The 17191-nt window shown below is 64.6% G+C and carries 17 protein-coding genes and 1 pseudogene; 7 read left to right on the top strand and 11 right to left on the bottom strand.

Features of this window, described 5'->3' with window-relative positions; all coding sequences use genetic code 11:
* The first annotated feature begins 54 nt into the window (after positions 1-54).
* Both LWC34_RS08220 and LWC34_RS08225 read left to right on the top strand, forming a co-directional pair.
* On the top strand, positions 55-546 hold the full coding sequence (locus LWC34_RS08220) for a winged helix-turn-helix domain-containing protein (RefSeq protein ID WP_233724348.1): 492 nt from the start codon (positions 55-57) through the stop codon (positions 544-546).
* Complete coding sequence (locus LWC34_RS08225) at positions 525-1130, top strand: IS630 family transposase (RefSeq protein ID WP_233724349.1); 606 nt, start codon at positions 525-527, stop codon at positions 1128-1130. Before LWC34_RS08220 ends, LWC34_RS08225 begins: the two co-directional genes overlap by 22 nt.
* 69 nt (positions 1131-1199) lie before the next feature.
* Here LWC34_RS08225 and LWC34_RS08230 read toward each other — a convergent pair.
* The 6 genes and pseudogenes from LWC34_RS08230 to LWC34_RS08255 form a co-directional block, all read right to left on the bottom strand.
* Positions 1200-2504, bottom strand: a pseudogene (locus LWC34_RS08230) (FAD-binding oxidoreductase); the annotation flags it as partial.
* Positions 2491-4341 carry an ABC transporter ATP-binding protein gene (locus LWC34_RS08235; protein WP_233724351.1) on the bottom strand — a complete coding sequence of 617 codons (1851 nt, stop codon included), beginning with the start codon at positions 4339-4341 and terminating at the stop codon, positions 2491-2493. The gene LWC34_RS08235 and the pseudogene LWC34_RS08230, both read right to left, overlap by 14 nt.
* Positions 4334-7114 (bottom strand): type 2 lanthipeptide synthetase LanM family protein, encoded by a 2781-nt coding sequence (locus LWC34_RS08240; RefSeq protein WP_233724352.1) that lies wholly within the window; start codon positions 7112-7114, stop codon positions 4334-4336. The genes LWC34_RS08235 and LWC34_RS08240 overlap by 8 nt, the downstream gene beginning before the upstream one ends.
* Positions 7115-7122: 8 nt before the next feature.
* Positions 7123-7311, bottom strand: a complete 189-nt coding sequence (locus LWC34_RS08245) for a DUF6229 family protein (protein WP_233724354.1) — start codon at positions 7309-7311, stop codon at positions 7123-7125.
* Between the two features lie 87 nt (positions 7312-7398).
* On the bottom strand, positions 7399-8121 hold the full coding sequence (locus LWC34_RS08250) for an AfsR/SARP family transcriptional regulator (protein ID WP_233724356.1): 723 nt from the start codon (positions 8119-8121) through the stop codon (positions 7399-7401).
* 98 nt (positions 8122-8219) lie between these two features.
* Complete coding sequence (locus LWC34_RS08255; RefSeq protein WP_233724358.1) at positions 8220-8396, bottom strand: hypothetical protein; 177 nt, start codon at positions 8394-8396, stop codon at positions 8220-8222.
* Between the two features lie 189 nt (positions 8397-8585).
* Between LWC34_RS08255 and LWC34_RS08260 the strand changes: the two genes are divergently transcribed.
* The gene (locus tag LWC34_RS08260) at positions 8586-9710 is read left to right on the top strand and encodes a hypothetical protein (protein WP_233724359.1); all 1125 of its coding nucleotides are present in this window, start codon (positions 8586-8588) and stop codon (positions 9708-9710) included.
* A 41-nt stretch (positions 9711-9751) separates the two neighbouring features.
* Positions 9752-10663, top strand: a complete 912-nt coding sequence (locus tag LWC34_RS08265; protein ID WP_233724361.1) for a helix-turn-helix transcriptional regulator — start codon at positions 9752-9754, stop codon at positions 10661-10663.
* A 39-nt stretch (positions 10664-10702) separates the two neighbouring features.
* On the opposite strand, the gene LWC34_RS08270 is transcribed toward LWC34_RS08265, so the two are convergent.
* The 5 genes from LWC34_RS08270 to LWC34_RS08290 all read right to left on the bottom strand — a co-directional run bounded on the left by LWC34_RS08270 (position 10703) and on the right by LWC34_RS08290 (position 12931).
* Positions 10703-11236 (bottom strand): hypothetical protein, encoded by a 534-nt coding sequence (locus LWC34_RS08270; RefSeq protein WP_233724363.1) that lies wholly within the window; start codon positions 11234-11236, stop codon positions 10703-10705.
* A 15-nt stretch (positions 11237-11251) separates the two neighbouring features.
* Positions 11252-11557 carry a hypothetical protein gene (locus LWC34_RS08275; protein WP_233724365.1) on the bottom strand — a complete coding sequence of 102 codons (306 nt, stop codon included), beginning with the start codon at positions 11555-11557 and terminating at the stop codon, positions 11252-11254.
* 14 nt (positions 11558-11571) lie between these two features.
* Entirely contained in the window at positions 11572-11787 is a 216-nt protein-coding gene (locus LWC34_RS08280) for a hypothetical protein (protein ID WP_233724367.1), read from the bottom strand.
* Between the two features lie 16 nt (positions 11788-11803).
* Entirely contained in the window at positions 11804-12418 is a 615-nt protein-coding gene (locus LWC34_RS08285) for a hypothetical protein (RefSeq protein WP_233724369.1), read from the bottom strand.
* 117 nt (positions 12419-12535) lie between these two features.
* Positions 12536-12931, bottom strand: coding sequence for a hypothetical protein (locus LWC34_RS08290; protein WP_233724371.1), 396 nt, complete (start codon positions 12929-12931; stop codon positions 12536-12538).
* Between the two features lie 202 nt (positions 12932-13133).
* Between LWC34_RS08290 and LWC34_RS08295 the strand changes: the two genes are divergently transcribed.
* From LWC34_RS08295 to LWC34_RS08305, 3 genes are all read left to right on the top strand, one after another.
* On the top strand, positions 13134-14507 hold the full coding sequence (locus tag LWC34_RS08295) for a S41 family peptidase (RefSeq protein WP_233724373.1): 1374 nt from the start codon (positions 13134-13136) through the stop codon (positions 14505-14507).
* Positions 14508-14603: 96 nt separating this feature from the next.
* On the top strand, positions 14604-15740 hold the full coding sequence (locus LWC34_RS08300; RefSeq protein WP_233724375.1) for a glycosyltransferase family 2 protein: 1137 nt from the start codon (positions 14604-14606) through the stop codon (positions 15738-15740).
* Entirely contained in the window at positions 15740-17173 is a 1434-nt protein-coding gene (locus tag LWC34_RS08305) for a radical SAM protein (RefSeq protein ID WP_233724376.1), read from the top strand. Before LWC34_RS08300 ends, LWC34_RS08305 begins: the two co-directional genes overlap by 1 nt.
* Positions 17174-17191: the final 18 nt, after the last annotated feature.

Consider the following 17191-nt stretch of genomic DNA (forward strand, 5'->3'; position numbering starts at 1 on the left):
TTGGGCGGCGTGTCCTCCCGGATCCTGATCGATTCATGATCTACGCAGGGATGGATGAGGTACGCGGATGGAGGTGGCCTTTCCGAGCGGGGCAGGGCCACACGCGAAGCTGTCCGGTTGCAGGCGGCCCAATGGTTCGCCCAGGACGTGCCGGCCGCCGAGATCGCCCGCAGACTGCGGGTATCCACCAACGCGGTCTATACCTGGCGGCGTCGATGGCGTGCCGAGGGTGAGGCAGGGCTGGCGTCGAAGGGACCGGGCGGATCGTCCTGCCGGCTGGACCAGCCACGACTGGACAGGCTGGCCCAGGCTTTGGAACAAGGCCCAGCCGTGCATGGGTTCGGCGAGGATCAGCGCTGGACCCTGGCTCGGGTCGCCGATCTGATCGCCCGGCTGTTTCACACCCGCTACACGCTGCGCGGGGTGTCGTATCTGCTGCACCGCATGGGGTTCTCGCCACAAGTACCCGCCCACCGCGCGATCGAGCGCGACGAGCAGGCGATCGCCACCTGGCGGCGGGAGGTATGGCCGGCGGGAAAACGGTAGCGGCGCAGCAAGGTGCTTGGCTGTGTTTCGAGGACGAGGCCGGGCAAACGCTGCGCCCGCCGAAAGCCCGCACCTGGGGCCGCCGGGGCCAGACACCACAGATCCCGGTGTCGGGCAAGGGTTCGGGCCGGGTATCGGTCGCCGGGCTGGTATGCGTCCGGCCCGGACACCGGCCCCGGTTGATCTACCGTGTCCGGACCCACCGCGGCCGCAAGGGGGAACGGCGCAGCTTCGCCGAAACCGACTACGCCGCCCTGCTGGACGCCGCACACCAGCAGCTCGGCGCCCCGATTGTGTTGATCTGGGACAACCTCAACACGCACACCAGTCACGCGATGCGCAAACTGGTCGCGGCCCGCGACTGGCTACACGTGATCCAACTCCCGCCCTACGCCCCGGACCTCAACCCGACCGAGCACGTGTGGTCCCACGTCAAACGCAACCTCGGAAACCTCATCGTGCACGGCATCGACCAGCTCACCGCCATCGTGAAGAACCGACTCAAACGCATCCAGTACCGACCCGGGCTGATCGACGCGTTCTTCGCCCACACCAGACTGAACCTCGAACCACAACCGCCGTAATCCTGGCCTTTCAAGATCTGTAGCCGTGTTAGAACGCGGATAACCACTCACGACAGACCGAATGGCCTGGTCGAACAGGAAAAGGTGGCCAGGGTCGTAGCGGGACTTAATCTCCCGTAGCCGGGGGACGTTGGGGCCGTAGTAGGCCGTCTCCCAGTCAGGTAGTGACGCGTCGGGGAAGTTCGCGTACGCACCCGTGCCACCGAGTGTCGCCCAGCTTGCCTCCAGCCAGGCGAGGGCTTCGTGACCGCGCCTCATGGCACCGTTCGGGCCGACTAGAACCGTGTGTTTAACCATGAACAACGGGTCGCGGTGCGGGAATGCGGTGTCGGGGCCTGTGCTGTACGCGCCGCGCCAGGGGGTGAAGGCGACTTCACGCATCTCGCCAGGAACACGTCCCGCGACGAAATGTGCGAGGAGCGCGTCGAAGGATGGCAGCGGTTCTTTGAAGAACGCTGTCTTCGCGGTACTCATGCCTGGGCGTGTGTGGACGAGGGGGATGCTCGATGGGTCGTGGGCGGCTGCGGAGTAAGGGGTCGCGTGCAGTAAAGCGGCTTCCGTAGCCGAAAGGTGCTTCACTTCGGCGAGGTTGGGTGATGGGAGGCGGGCCAGCAGTTCTGTTGGGTCGCCTGCGCCGATCAGCAGCATTTCTGGTGGGTCGTCGATGTAGTCGGGGCTCAGCAGGATCAGTTCGGCTGACGTGGTGGGCGGTGCGAATGGTGCCCAGTCCTGCCAGGCGTCGATCAACGCGGCTGACAGGTCCCATGAGTAGCGGAAATGGGTGCGGGGTGCCGATTCGACGGTTGAAAAGGTCGCGCTGGTGACTACGCCGAAGTTGCCGCTACCCGCGCCTCGCAGCGCCCAGAACAAGTCGGGCTCTGAGGTCGCGGACGCTGTGACAACTTTTCCGGACGCGAGAACGACTTCGGCGGACACCAGATGATCACACGTCAGGCCGTGCATTCGGCCGTGGCTGCCGAAGCCGCCGCCGAGGGCCGTGCCGATCAAGCCGACCGAAGGGCACGATCCGGTCGGGACCAGCAGACCCAAGGGCGCGAGGACCGAAGCTAACTGTCCTGTTCGGACCCCGGCGCCGACGGTGACCAAGGAATCAGACAAGGTTGTCGACGAGGCGGGGGATAGGTCGATGACCAGGCCTGTGCTGCTGGAATAGCCCGCGTTGCTGTGGCCGCCGCCTCGGATCGCGAACGGCCAATCGCGATCGGCTGCGAGTGTGAGAGCTTCGAGGACGTCGTCGGGTGTGGCGCAGCGGGCGACGGCTTGGGGAAGGACTTCGTGCCGTGTTCCGATGAACTGGTTGCGGGACAATGCATAGCGCGGATCTTCCGGAAGTACGAGATCAAGCATTGGCATACATCTTCGCTTGGAGTTCGTGCAGTTCGGCGTAGCGACCGCCCAATGCCATCAGGTCCGCGTGGGTGCCTTGTTCGACTAGTTTTCCTTCGTGCAGAAGGTAGATCTGGTCCGCGTGACGCACGCTGGCCAGTCGGTGGGTGATCAAGACGACTGTTCGGTCCTCGGCAAGGGAACGCAACGACTCGTACACCGCCAACTCTGCCTTGGCGTCCAACGGCGCCGTGGGTTCGTCCCAGATGAGCAGTGGGGCGTCACGGAACAGGCCACGGGCCACCGCGAGGCGTTGCCATTGGCCGCCGGAGAGCTCCTGGCCGCCGCGGAACTGCTTGGACAGCAAGGTGTTCCAGCCTGCTGGGAGGCGGTCGACGACCTCATCGGCGCCAGCCTGGACGGCGGCAGCTAGTAAAGCCACTGGATCGTCACGATCATGACGTCCTGCTTGGACGTTCGTGCGAGCGGTGTGTGGCCAGCGGATGGGGTCCTGGAGGACCATCATCACCCGGTTGGCGATCGATGGTCGGTCCAATGTGTGCACATCCGTCCCGTCCCAGCACACGAGGCCTGAAGTGGGCGTGTACAGGCCCGCGATCAGCTTGGCCAGGGTGGTTTTGCCTGATCCGTTCTCGCCGACGAGTGCGATGGTCTGGCCGCGTTCGATGGTCAGTGACACGTCACGCAGGGCCGCCTGTGGGCTTGTCGGATACGTGAAGCTCACATTGGACAGCTGGACCCTGCCAGGATCGGCGACTACTGCGGGCAGTGCCACCGGGTGGCGTTGCGCGGAATCCAGGAATGCCAGGTAGTCGGCTACGTACATGCCTTGCTCGACCAGCTGGTTCGAGGCAAGGACCAGGCGGTTCAAGGCAGTCGTCGACGCGCGGATGGCAATCACCGCGGTTCCGGCAACGGCGAGTGGAACCCAGGAAGCGTGAACCAGCAGTCCTAGAACGACATACGTGACGGCCAACCCGACTCCGGCGAGCGTTCGGCCGACACCGCGGACCCGGGCTTGAGCGACCCCGCGCCGGATGTCCTCGTCGCGCAGTGGATCCGCGACAATGCGGTACTCGTTCATGACGAATGGTTCGGCCTGGCATGCCCGGATTTCCGCGGCTGGCTCGCGTTCGGTGGCCAGTTCGGCCACCATCTGCACTCGTCTGTCCAATGTGACCGCTCGGGCCATACTCGCGTATGCCAGCATTGCTGATCGTTGTACGGCCCACGCGTCAGGTATGACCGCGAGTAGTAACACTGGTAGCAATACTGGGTGCAGTACCGCGAGGCTGCTGGCCGCGGCGATGATTCCCAGCACTGAACCGATGAGCTCGACCATGTTGTCGGCCGACCGTTCGATGTAGAACAGTCCACGATCACGCGCTCGGTGCATCCGGTCGTAGAACTGGGAATCGTCGAACGCGGCCAATTCCACGCTCAAACTCGCCTGATACAGCCGTTCCTCGGCCAACCGACGCACGGCAGGGGTGATCCGGGCGTGCGCGATCGCGACACCTATATCCATCGCGCCGCGCAACGCGTACGCCCCACCGACGAGCAGCAAGGACGGAAGCGCGGCGACGACACGGTCGGCGGTCGGGCCTGAGGAGAACAGTTCGGTCAGGACTCCGGCCGTGGCGAACAGCCCGAAGGCCGCCGCCAGGCCGGAGGTGACCTGCATGATCGCGATGAGCAGGGCGGACCGGGGCGCCGCGGCCCAGATCATCTTCAGCACTGGCCACGTGACACGCGGCAGGCTGCGGATGACTCGGCGCGGCCCCTCGGTTTTCTCGTCGATCTGCCAATGTGGGGTGTTCAGCTCCCGCGGGTCCTCACTCACCGGGCACCAACATCGATGGCAGCGTGCAATCCGGGTGCATGCGCAGCAATTGATACGCCACACCGCCGGATCCGGACATCAGGCTCGGCGAGTACACCTCACGCGCCAGCCCGGTCGTCGTTCCGTGGGTCTCCAGGCTGGTGATGATCTGGGCGGTCCTGGCCGAACCGAGCAACTCCCAGGACCCCATGTCGCCGTGGCACAAGGTATGCGTCCAGCCGAAGCCGCCTTCTTCCGTTGCCACAACGGCTCGCCGCAGGACGTCGTGGTTACGGTCCGGTGCGAAGCCCCTGGCCAGCAGATCCGCGGCGGCGAGCCCGACACCAAGGGCGCCATGGCACCACGCGGCCACGGTTGACGTCGGCTCACGCGGGTCCAACCACCCGCCGCGCTCCACCGAGTACCACGTTTCCTCGAACGCCGCGGCTTCGTCGGCCAGCACGGCGAACCGGGCTTCGCCGGTCACGAGCGACAAGCGGGCCAGTGCCCAGCCGATGCCCGTTGACCCGTGTGCGAAGCCGCCGATCCCGTCGGGGAAGTTGGCCACAGACCAGCAGACCTGGCGGGGAGCTGGGCGTAACACTGTTGCGGCAAGGTGATCGCCCACCTTGACCGCCAGATCGGTCCATCGGTCGTCACCGGTCCGCTTGGCCAGCATCAGCAGCGGCACGATCGACCCGGCCGAACCGACGACGAGGTCGGGGCCTTCGCTGGCGTCGATCGCCGCAGGCAGTTGCTCGGCGAGGAACAACGCGTCCTCGACGTGGCCGAGCGTGAGCCAGCACGAGATCTGCGAGCCAAGTCCAATGTAGCCACCGGGCGGGTCGGGCCGCCGCTTGGTGTGCGTCGCCTGCTCGGCCCACCACTGTTGGGTCCGGCGCGCGGTCTGGATAACGCCGTCCAGCAGCCCGTCTGCCTCAGGTACGGGGTCTGCTCGCCCAGCCGCGACTTCCCGCGCGTAACCGTCCAGCAAGACTGCCACGCCGAGCGTTCCGCTGTACAAGTCCGGCGTGAGCGGTGTGGTCTGCCAACCGGAACGGTCCAAAATGGGCGCGAACCACGTTACGGTTCCATCGCTGCCACGGACCGCTTCCTCGGCCAGGGTGCGGATTTCGGCGGCGGCTAGTGCCCGGCGCCGAGCGTCTACATCAGACTCGATGACGGGCGCTTCCATCTGGCGCAGGTCGGGTTCGGCGCCTTGGTTCAGGTAGGCGCTGACCAACGCGGCGTGGGTGACCCGGCGTTCCAGTGCGAAATCGGCCTCACGCCAGCGCTGCAGGCAGAGCTGGATCTGGTCCTGCTGTGGCCCGCACACGGTTCCGGCCGGGGTGTGCAGCCAGCCTTCGGCCGGTGTCGTGGTGAACACCGGGATGTCACCGATCAGCAACTCGGCGACTTCGGCAGCGTGCACGGCCTGCTCAGCCGGGCCGCGGGTGTTCATCGAGTGCCGCGCGATCAGTGCGAGGGCCTTCTGTTCGGAAGCGGCCTGGTTGTGCAGGCCGACCGGGTGCCACAGCATGCGGGCGAGTTCCGTGTACGCCTCGGAATCGCGGACGACAACGCGCACGACGCAGCCAGAAAACCCTTGAAGAAGGGGTTCCAGGCAACCCGAATGGTCCAGCGCGTTGATCCGTTCAGCCATCTCGTCGAACCCGGCGACGACGTCACCCCAATAGCGACCGAGTTGCGGATTGCGGCTCGGCAAGTTCTGGGTCGGCGGAAGTTGTTGTGGCGTAATGGCGATTCTGGCCGTGTCGGTTCCGGCGCCGACAAGGTCTGGCAGGCCGATGTCCGGCTGTTGCCCGGGCAGCATGCCCATCGCGGAACCGTCCACACCGCGCCAGCCAAGACCTGCCCCACGACCGGGCAGCAGACCGGTCCGCATTACCGTGCCGTTCAACAGTTCGGCCGCACGGTCAGTCGCTTCACCAGCGCCAGTCGGCGGATGCGGCGGCCGGGGCGTGAAGATGCTTTCACAGTCCACGACGACTGGGATCGGGCCGCAGGCGATGATGTTCTCGGCGTGCAGGTCTGTTCCGGAGACCAGGCGCATCACCGCGAGCCAGTGGCCGAGGTTGCGGTAGAACGCGCTGAGTTCGGAATCGCTGTCACAGTAACGGTGTGCCACGTGCTCGGCCCATCCGTAACCGTCCATCACCAGCGCACTCGGTACCCTGATGCCTTGCGGGTCAAGGACTTCCAACAGCTTGGCGAGCTGGGCGTCGACCTCCATCGGCCGTGGCTTGTAGACCACTGTCCCACCGGCACAGTGCATCAACGTAACGGTGTGACCGCCACGGTGGCTGTCACCTGCGCCGATCTCGATCTTCAGCAGTTCGCCGACATCGTTACCGAGCAACGAACCCAGCTTCGAACGGTCTTCGGCGAACCGGGTGGCCATGGTCAGCACGGCCGCGCATCGGTTGTCCACCACCACCTGCAGACGTTCGAGCAGGTGCGGATAGTGCTCGGTCAGCCCGTGCCAGAACGCCGGTTCGGCTGCGGTTCGCAGGAACTCGTGCCAGCGGCCGACCGGGTCGGGCGCGGTGAGTTTGCCGGTGACCCGTGCCGCGTTGAGCTCGAGCACGATGACCCGGTTCACCTTGCGGCGCACCGAATCCAGCAGGACCTCGCGGGTCGCGTCGACAAACGTGCCGACCTCGGTGTCGACGAGGCCGGCGAGCCCGGCCAGGCGGCTGTCCAGCCGGTGCAGGGCCGGTCCGATCAGCCATTCCACAGTACGGTCGAGCTCGCCGACCTCGTCAATCGCCATGGAATGACTCAGCAGCAGAAAACCGGCCGGGACGCGGTGCACGACGAGCACCGGCTACCGGGCGGGTTGCAGGCCACAATGTCACCCTCGGCGAACTCACCGCTCGCGAAGATCGGGCCAGCTGGGCTGTCCAGGTCGATACCTTCACGCCAGCGGGCGACGAGCTCCTCGGCGTCGGCAAGCATGGCAGCTGTCATGGTTTTCCCCTTTCCTTGCTGGGTTGGGAAAAACGACACTAAGAACGCCGCGCATACAGCCGCGCACACAGGTGTGCATACAGCGGCTCAACCGCGCCGGGCCAGTTCGTTCAGCTCGGTGGTCGCCTGCGTCGGCCGGACTCCGAGCTCGCGGTCCAGCAACGACCACAGCCGCTGATACTCCTCCAGAACCTCGCTTCGCCGCCCGGTCGTCCACAATGCGAGAAGCAGTTGGTGCCACAGCCGTTCCCGCAACGGATGCTCGATCACCAGCCCCTTCAAGATCGGCACGAGATCGTGCTCGTGCCCCAAGGACATCCGGACCTCGACGAGCTCCTCGGTCGCGGACAGCCGCAAGTCCTCAAGCATCGCGGCTTCGGCTTCCAGCACAGCCGGAATCGACATGCCCTCCAGCACATCCCCGCGCCACAACCCGACTGCCTCGGTGAGCAACCGCGCCGCGTCCGGCCCGGTGTGCTTACGCGCCTGCGCGACAAGTTCCCGGAACAGCAAGGCATCGACCCCGTGCGGCGCCGTGACGAGCATGTAGCCGTCGTCGAGTGTCTCGATGCTCGGCTTGGTCCCGCCCGCGAGCAGGCGACGTAGCTCGGCTATGTGTGACCGGACGTTGGCCGCCGCGGACGCTGGCGGTTTCGTCGGCCACAACCCATCGATGAGCCACTCGAGTGTGAGCGGCCGATTCGGCCGCAAGGCGAACAACCCGAGCAAGACCCGGGCCATCCGCCGGAGTGGACGTAACGCATTGCCGCCGACGTGCACCATCGGCCGCCCCAGCACCATGATCTCCATCAACCGCCCCCGTGCAGAACGTCACGGGTTCAGCTATCCCTTTTCCGGCGCGAATTGCCACGGCCGTACGGGGGAAATCTGTTGCAGTAACAGTGAAATCAGTGCGTCGAGGTCCGGTCGTCCAGCGCTGCGTAGCGGCATCCGGGCTGACCGTAGTTGTGCACAGCCCGGCCGCCGGAGAACGCCCGGCACGTGCACGCCCCAGGGGACTCGAAATCCTCGGCCGAGCGTCGACGTCGTCGTCCCGCGGGGTGGTTGATGAATCGGCGAGCCATGACGGACGCTCCTCTCAGCGGAGTGGGCGTTGATCTGGAGTGCTCTTTGACTGCCCGTGGTCCCGTGTGCTGAAACGTGTTCTCGCTGCTAGTCGCCCGATCGGCCCAGTGTTGTCCCCGCGGGGCACCTTTCTGCCATGCCGGTTTCCGCCAGCGAAACGACGTGATTTCCGGTTGATACTCCATTGCGTGCCAAGACCCTTCCGATGGCTAGCCGCCGCGATCGCAGTGCTGACGTTGACGTTCGGCATGGCGGTTCCCGCCACCGCGGCGCCACAGGATCTCGTCGCCCAGATCAAGGCGCTGCTGCCCGCCGACTACGAGGCCAGGCTCGCCGAGGCCGAGCAGAAGGCCGGGATCAGCGAAAGCGACCTGCGCGACGTGGTCGAGCAGGCGATCGACCCCGACCCGGGGTGTTCGAGCACCCCGCTGAGTGACTGGCTGGCCGCGTCGATCAAGGAACTGCCGCTCAACGACCTGATCGTGTTCATCTTCAGCGGCGCTGTGCAAGTGCCGACGTACGACGCGGTCTTCTACTCCAAGCCCTACCAGCCGCAGTACTACGGCCCGCGTGGCGAGTTCACGTGGCAGGTCACCTCGACCTTCCGGCACCTGCAGGTCTTCTGGGACATCAAGTCGTGGCAGATCCAGCTGGCCGCGATGCACGGCGACGCGCTGAGCGACGTGGCCCGGATCGCGAAGACGCTGAAGTACACGCTCAAGGTCACCGACGAGACCGCGGCGCAGCTCGGCGGGCTGATCAACCAGCTGATCAAGGCCAACCCGGCGTACCGGGACGGCAGGCACCCGCTGTTCACGTTCAACTCGGTGGCGTACTCGGCACAGGGCAAAGAGGACTATCCGGGCCTCGGTGTGCTGCCCGACAAGATCGTGATGGGCGACGGCGTAATGTCCGGATTCGCCGCGATCGGCCTCGGCGACGTGGCACCGCAGGCGATCATGGCGCACGAGTTCGCCCACCACATCCAGTACGCCCGTGACCTGTTCAAGACCACGTTGACCGGTCCCGAGGCTACCCGGCGGCTCGAACTGATGGCCGACGCGTACGCCTCGTACTACCTGTCGCACCCGCTCGGCGCGAACATGCGGCGCAACCGTGTGCAGGACTTCCAGGCAACGTTCTACAACATCGGCGACTGCCTGTTCACTGACCCGAGCCACCACGGCACGCCATCGCAACGCCAGCGCGCCTCGGAATGGGGCTACGGCCAGGTGCAGAGTTTCAGGATCATGTCCACGATCGAGTTCGCCAGGCGGTTCGAACAGGCGCTACCAGCGCTTGTCCAGGGCTGAGGGTGTTCTACCAGCGCGTTCCCAGTGGTAGAACAGGTCGCATGCAGCCGCTACAGGCCCTCGGTATCTCGGCTGACGCGGAACGGGTGTACCTGGACCTCGTCTCGGGCTCTCCTTCGGCCGAACTCGAGCACGCGGCGACAACAATGGCCGTCGCCGAGCTCGAAGCCGCAGGCCTGATCGAACGCAGCGGCGACACGCTCGTGGCCTGCCCGCCACAGCTGGCGATGGAGGCGCTTGCCGAGCGCTACGCGGCTCTGGCCCGGCAAAGCGCCGCCATGTTGACCCGTATCTGGAACAAGGCCAGCGAGACCTACCTGGAGGTCCTGCCGTCCTATTCGGCCGGTCGCGCGGTCCTTGACCGCGTGCAGACAGATGCGCAGTCGCAGGTGCGGGCTATCAGCGTGGGCAATCTTGGGCCCGACGGGCACAAGATTGTCGATGGGCTGTTCGACGCTCTGGCCCGTGGAGTGTCCTATCAGGTCGTCTACGGCACCCGGGTGCTGCACGACCCCGAGGCGCTGCGGATGGTTCAGCGATGCGTGGACGCGGGGGAGCAGGCCAGGGTCTTCCCACACGTGTCGATGAACCTGACCATTGTGGACGAGCGATGGGCACTGCTCACCGCACGGTCCGATGAGGACATTGCGGCGGTTGTCGTGCATCGGTCGCCCTTGTTGACCGGCTTTGTCGGGATCTTCGACGCCTACTGGCGGATGGCCGTGCCCATCACCGCAGGCACGGAGACTGTGCCTGACGGGGACACGCCGAGCCGGGATACTCAGCGGCTGCTGACGTATTTGAGCGCTGGGCTGACGGATGAGGCCATTGCCAGGGAGTTTGGCGTGAGTGAACGGACTGTGGCTCGGCGGATCAGCCGGTTGCAGGAGATTCTGGGTGCGCAGACCCGTTTCCAGTTGGGCGTGCAAGCATCGCGGCATGGCTGGCTGTGAGGGCACGTTCCGTGCTCTTGTGCTGGCGTTCCCCCTTGGTTACTGCTTCTGTCGTTCCAGTGCGCGTTCCGCCTCCCGGCGCCATTCCCCGCGCCGCATGATCAGCGGGATCGCCGCCACGCACACGGCCAACCAGAACCCCGCTGCCCTGACGTAGAACGGATCCTCCGTGGGCACAAAGGCGATGACGGTCCCCGCCACCGCCATAGACAAAGCAGTCACGATTCCGATGGCCGATGTCTTGGTCCTGCTGAGCACCCAGCGGACGTAACCGCCGACTGCCGGTTCGTCGTCGGTTTCGACCGCACTGCCGTGGTGCACGATCCGCCAGGCCTTGATTTTCCGCTCGAAGTCCAGGCCTGGTGGGAAAAGCGCGCGCAGATTGTGGTGGGTGACCGCCGCGCCGATCGCGCCGTTTCCGCCGACGGCCAGCGCGAGGATCAGGTAGCGAACCTCGAAGTCCATGGCTGCCACCAGAAGCCCTGTCAACGTGAGCCCGGCCGTCATCAGGCCCTTCAGCGCCGCATACCTGCGGACAGGCCCGAACTGTAGCCTGGCCCACCATTCGAACATCCGGAATTCCCCCAGTTATCTTGCCAGCAGCCGAAGTACGTGCTCGGACCTCCGGCGCCACCTCTCAACGCCCAAGACGGTTGGGGCCAGCCCCAAGAGACACAGAATCAGGCCGAATCCGGCGAATCTGCCGAATACTGGGTCGTCCTCGAATGTGACGATGACGATGACCAACAGCAGTACTATCGCCCCGGTGAAGATCGTCGCAGCCACGGCGGTCTTGGGGCGCGAGAGTGTCCAGCGCGCGTGGTGTGCGGCTGCCGACATATCCATGGCGTATTCGAAAGGCCCGCCATCGCGCACGATCCGCCAGACTCGCATCCTGGCATCGAGGGTCAAGCCGGGCGGAAAAGCCGCAGCTTGCCGTGCCCAAGAAAAACACCAAATCCCGCGCCTACTCCTGACGCGACCGCGTAGATCAAGTGTTCCGGCTTGACGGCGAGCGCTGCGATCAACCACAAGACCCACAGCAGTGCGGTCATGAACAAGCCCATTGTCAACGCATACCGGCCGCGCGAGCCGAACTGCAGTCTGGCCAACCATTCTTCCATCGCTGATCCCCCTCAGTCACTGCGGACCGTACGTGCCCTTGAGTAGTTGGAACACTTGATCGTTGACGCGCCGCGCAGTCTTTGCATGCTGGCTGCGCCGGATGAGCAAAGGCACCGTTACGAGCAGCATCGCGGCCGCGATCACGTACATCGCAGTGTCGTTCCACGAGTCGCTTGTGAACGCGGCTTGGACGACCACAAGCGCAGCGATAGGTCCGAACGAGGCCAGCACCGGCGCGGGGGAGCGTGGACTGAACCTCCACCTCGCGTGGTGCGCGACCTTCGGAGCCAACTCTGGATCGTCCACCGGGCCGCCATTACGGACGATCCGCCAGATGTGCATCTTCTCGTCGATACCGGTGCCCGGCGGGAACGCGTCCTCGAAAATCCTGGGACGAAAGCCTGTGCTGTAAGTAATGGCCAGTCCGTAGAACGCGGCGAGCGGCAAGAAATACAACTCGAAGCCGGTCGACGCGATGGCCCACGTGCCGACCAGAACACCGACGTTGACCAAGCCAACCAGCAGCGCCATCGTCACGGGCTGTTCGAACTGTCGCCTCGCCCACCATTCAGCCATGTTGTACGCCAAGCAGCTGAACTGCTTGCGAGTGAACATTTTCGGCGTTCTCACGGCACTTGATCTCACGTGCGATCACGGGAACCGTCGCGGCCACGCAGGCAAGCCCAATCAGCATGGCCATATATTCGGGCCGGTCGTAGCGAAGCCTTGCCCACTTCTCCACCATACTCACCGCCATTGAGGTACACCGAGCACATGTACAGCGTGCCAGTGAACTCTTTCAGCATTCTTGCGGTACTTGATGTCACGGGCGATTGCCGGGATCAAACAAGCTGGTAGGGCGTCTATCGAGAGGAACCACATGCCACTGGCAGGCTCGCCGATGGCGATGTGCGCGATCGCAGCCAGGAGCAGTAGCGCCGGGACCGTGCCGATAATCGTCGCCCGGCGCGCGGGATCCATGCGCCTGAGACGCCACTGTGCATGGTGGATGACGGCCGGTGCCGCGTGAACATCGACCGGGCCGCCGGTGCGGAAGACCGCGAACAACTCGAAACCCGGTGGTTTGAGCCACCGCAACACGACCATTGCGAGCACACCCAACAACACCGGCAACACAGCCATCGGTACTGGGCTGTTCGTGCTGCTGTCTTGCCCACCATTCTTCCATCGACGACCCCTCCCCTTGGTGACGTACATCGTGTTCCACGCACAAGGGTGTTACCGAGGTTGCCTGGAACGGGCCAGAATACTTCACATGCGGCTGCCGCGGTGTTAACGATTCCGTTCGCGTTCGTGTAACGGCACCCGAAGCACAGTCGCCACCGTGAAAACCTTGAAACTACTGACACTCGCTGTCGTGGCCGCCATCGCGAGCACCGCCACGGTGAGCGCCAGCCCGGAAACCACCACACCGTCAAGCTGCCGGACTCCGCCGGAGCAGCCGCCGCCCGTGACACCGACTACCGTGACCACGATCGGTCAGGCGTATTACTGCATCTTCGACAACTACTTCAGCGGTCCCGTGCTGGACAGCCGTGACCTCTTACAAGCTGCTTTCGCCGCACTCACCACCGAACTGCAACGTCTCGGAAGAGATCTGGCGAACGCGAACGCTCCCGTCCTGACCGGCAAGCGGGACGCGGACTGGCGGGCGTTCAGCCGGGCCTACCAGGACATCATCGCCAAACTGCCAGCTGACGTGCACCAGGCCATCGCCGAGGTGACGATCAACGCGATGGTCGACAGCCTCGACGACAACCACGCCAGGTGGATGCGTCCGATGCAGTCGGACGCCGTGCCAGTTGGCTTCTTCCCTTCGCACCTAAGAGGTCCAGGGCGCACGGACCCCACGGCGACCGGACCGGCATTCGTGATCGACCTGCTGCCAGGCAGCACGGCCGCGAACGCGGGTATCAAGCTGGGCGACGAGATCCTCGCGGTCAACGACGTGCCACTGTTCATCGAAGGCGTCGCGGTGCCCAGGGTCGCTGAGTGGGTGATGAGCGCCAAGGCAGGGCAGCAGATCAAGCTGACCATGCGCAGGCCGTCGACCGGCGAGACCAAGACGTACGACCTGATCGTGATCACGCCGCCGCAGCCGCCGCAGCGAGATGTGGTCACGTCGAAACTGCTGCCTGGGGACATCGCGTACGTATCTATGCGCGGGTTCGCGCCCGGTGCCGCGGACAAGGTGCTCAAAGCCATCAAGGACCTGGGCAAAGTGCGTGGAGTCGTGCTTGACCTGCGGGGCAACGGCGGTGGATCGCCGGATGAGGTCAAGAAGCTGGTCAGCTCGTGGGTGCACGGCAAGACGTACAGCTATTGGTGCGACGTGAAGGACAAGTGCGCGCCCAACCGCACCGATGATTCCGTGCCGTTGGTGAACTTGCCGTTGGTCACGTTGACCGATCGCCGATGCGCCTCGGCGTGCGACGCCTTCTCCAGCGCGGTCAAGAGCCTGAAGTTCGGCACGCTTGTCGGGGAACGCACCGCCGGCGCTGTCTCCGGTCCTGGGGCCGGGTGGGTGCTGGATGACGGCAGCATGCTCGGGCTGCCGAAGATCCACGAGGTCGGCCCGGACCGGGCGAAGGTCGACACCGTCGGCGTGCCGCCCGACCACTTCGCGCCGATCACCGCCGCCGACCTTTCCGCAGGCCGTGACCCCGGGGTGGCGAAGGCGTTGGCGCTGCTCAAGTGACGTTCACGCGGGAGCAACGTCCGATCCGCTAGGCACGCGGCATGCGAGTACTGGTGGCTGAGGACGAACTACCACCAGCGCGGGATGGATCGGTCGATGTACGAGGTTGTGCTGGTGGACAACAATTCCACTGACGACACTGTTTCGATCGCTGCTGAGTTCGCGACCTCGCATCCCGACCTTGCTGTGCACGTCATTCCTGAGTCTGAGCAAGGGGTTTCTTGTGCCCGCCGGACCGGCATGCGGTTCGCGAGCGTCCGCAGCCGCGGACGTGTCAATGCTGAGGAACGGTTCTACCTCGTATCCGCAGACGCCGACTGTCGCGTTGATGAGGACTGGTTGTACGAGTTGTTCGTGGCCATGGAATCCGGCAAGGCCGCGATCGGGGTCTGCGACTATTACTACTCCGCCTCGCATTTCGCCGGGCGGCCGCGGTTGTGGGACGCGATCACGAAGACCTTGCGATGCCGGGCGGTGACGTTCGCCCTGTTCGGCGGATTCCCTGACGGCAAGGGATTCGCGGTCGACCGGGACGTGCACGACCGGGTCGGCGGGATCGAGATCTGCTACCAGTTGCAGGACGGCCGGTTCGTCAACCACCTTTCTGACGACTGGGACTTCGGCATCAAGGTCCGCGGCAGCGGCGAGGATATCGGTTACGTGCCACGATCCGGTGTGGAGATCAACCCGCGCCGCGTCGATCACGCGATCGACGAGGTGATCGCGGGCCGGGCATACGGTTCGGACGGAATCATCGTGATGCGTGACATCCGCCCGCGAACCGCTGGTGTCGCCGTCGATCTCACTGAGGAACAGGCACAGCAGGCGTGGGACTATTCCGTCAAGGACTTCACGCCGAAGAACACGATCCTGCCGGTCCTGCTTACGCCGTCGCTTTTGGACGATGGTGCGGTGATCGAGTTTTTCGGCCCGTCGCTGGCCGAGCGCCTGGCTGCCCGGATCGCCGAGATCAAAGACGAGATGCGGATGACGGACTTCACGCCGATCCATTCGTACAAAACACCGTCCTACCGGCTGTATTTCGAGTTCGCCGACGAGATCTTCGCGCGCCTCCGGGCGACGGTCGGCGAGGACATCGGCTATCCGCCGCCGCTTCCGCCGTGCCTGCAGGACGTCGCGCCGGACCGGTTCACCGAGTTCGTGAAGTACTACTGCGAGGACAGGGAATCCGGCGAAGCGCACAACTACTTCGGCAATGGAGGTGTGTTCTGATGGACTACGCAACGGCATTGGCTTCATTGCGCGTGCTGGACCCGTCGCGCCCTCGTCCGAAAGTGGCGGACGCCTTGTCTATGCCGGAGAACCGGCATTTGCTGGAGTACGTTGTGGAGGATCCGTTCGGCGCGCACGTATTCCCTGGCAACGAACCAGACTACGAGCCCACGGACTTTCTGGCCGATTTGGACACACAACTCGCTGACACGGCGCCGATCCACTTGTGGTCGTACATACCAACTTGCGCGTACCGCTGCCGCTTCTGCCAGTACCCGGTTGTGCTGGCCAAGGGAGAGAACGCCGATACCAAGGCTCGTCAATGGGTCGACTGGAACATCAAGGAAGCCAAGTCGTGGCTGCGTGAAGTGCCTTCGTTGCGAACGGCCCCAATCGGTGAGTTCAACGTGTTCGGTGGAACGCCGTCACTGTTGCCTCCGGACGCGATCCGCAGGCTGCTGGACTTCTACCAGTCGAACTTCGCCTTCGGCCCAGAAACAGCGATCAGGTTTGAAGGCGACCCAAGCACATTCACCCCGTCCAAACTGGAACTGCTTGCCTCACTTGGTGTCACGAAGATCTCCAGCGGAGTCCAGTCCTTCGACGACAAGGTGCTAGCCGAATGCGGCCGAGAGCACAGCGCTGAAATGTGCGTGTCGTTTGTCCGTACCGCACAGTCGATCGGCTTCCCGTGGATCAGCATCGACCTGATGTACGGCCTGCTGGACCAAGACGTCGACAGCGTCCGTCGAGACCTGGAGACTGTGCTGTCATTGGAAATGACCGCAGTCGTCTGTACAAAGCTGCACTTGAAGACCTATTCGGACACTCGAACTGGCGTAGCGGGTGTGCAACCGGCCGCATGGCAGATCCCGTCCTATCGGGACAAACTTGTGCGCGACGGGCACCGCTGGCCTTCATTGGGTGAGCAGTACCAGATGCGTGAGGTCCTCACCGAAGGCCTGCGCGACGCGGGATATCGCGAGCATCCGACGATGTACTTCGCTCGTGACGGCCATGGCCCGGAGGAGTGGAAGTCCATCATGGTCGACCAGGAGAGGCAGGAGGCAGAGGTCGCGATTGGACTCGGCGGCAGTTCAAGCTGCCGTGCTTCGGAAGCGATAACTGACGTGCACTGGCAGCGCTATGGCGAGGCTGTCGACTCGGGCCTTGTTCCTTTGGGCTCAGCGACCCGGTTTTCCCCAGTGGCCCAGGAAGCACGAGCGATCAAGATGGCCTTGTCGACCTTACAACCCGTTCGGAATGACGTGCACCGCCGCCGATTCGGCCGTGATGTGCAGGATGGGCCGTGGCGTGATCAGCTGGATTCGCTGGTGTCGCGCGGTTTGCTGGTGGCGGACGACGCGGGAATACGGTTGACCCCGGATGGTGAAGTGTTGGTGGAAGCGATCATCAACGCGGATTTGCAGTGAGGTGGAAGAGCCGCCGAC

The sequence above is a fragment of the Kibdelosporangium philippinense genome (assembly GCF_021390435.2).
GTDB lineage: Bacteria > Actinomycetota > Actinomycetes > Mycobacteriales > Pseudonocardiaceae > Kibdelosporangium > Kibdelosporangium philippinense.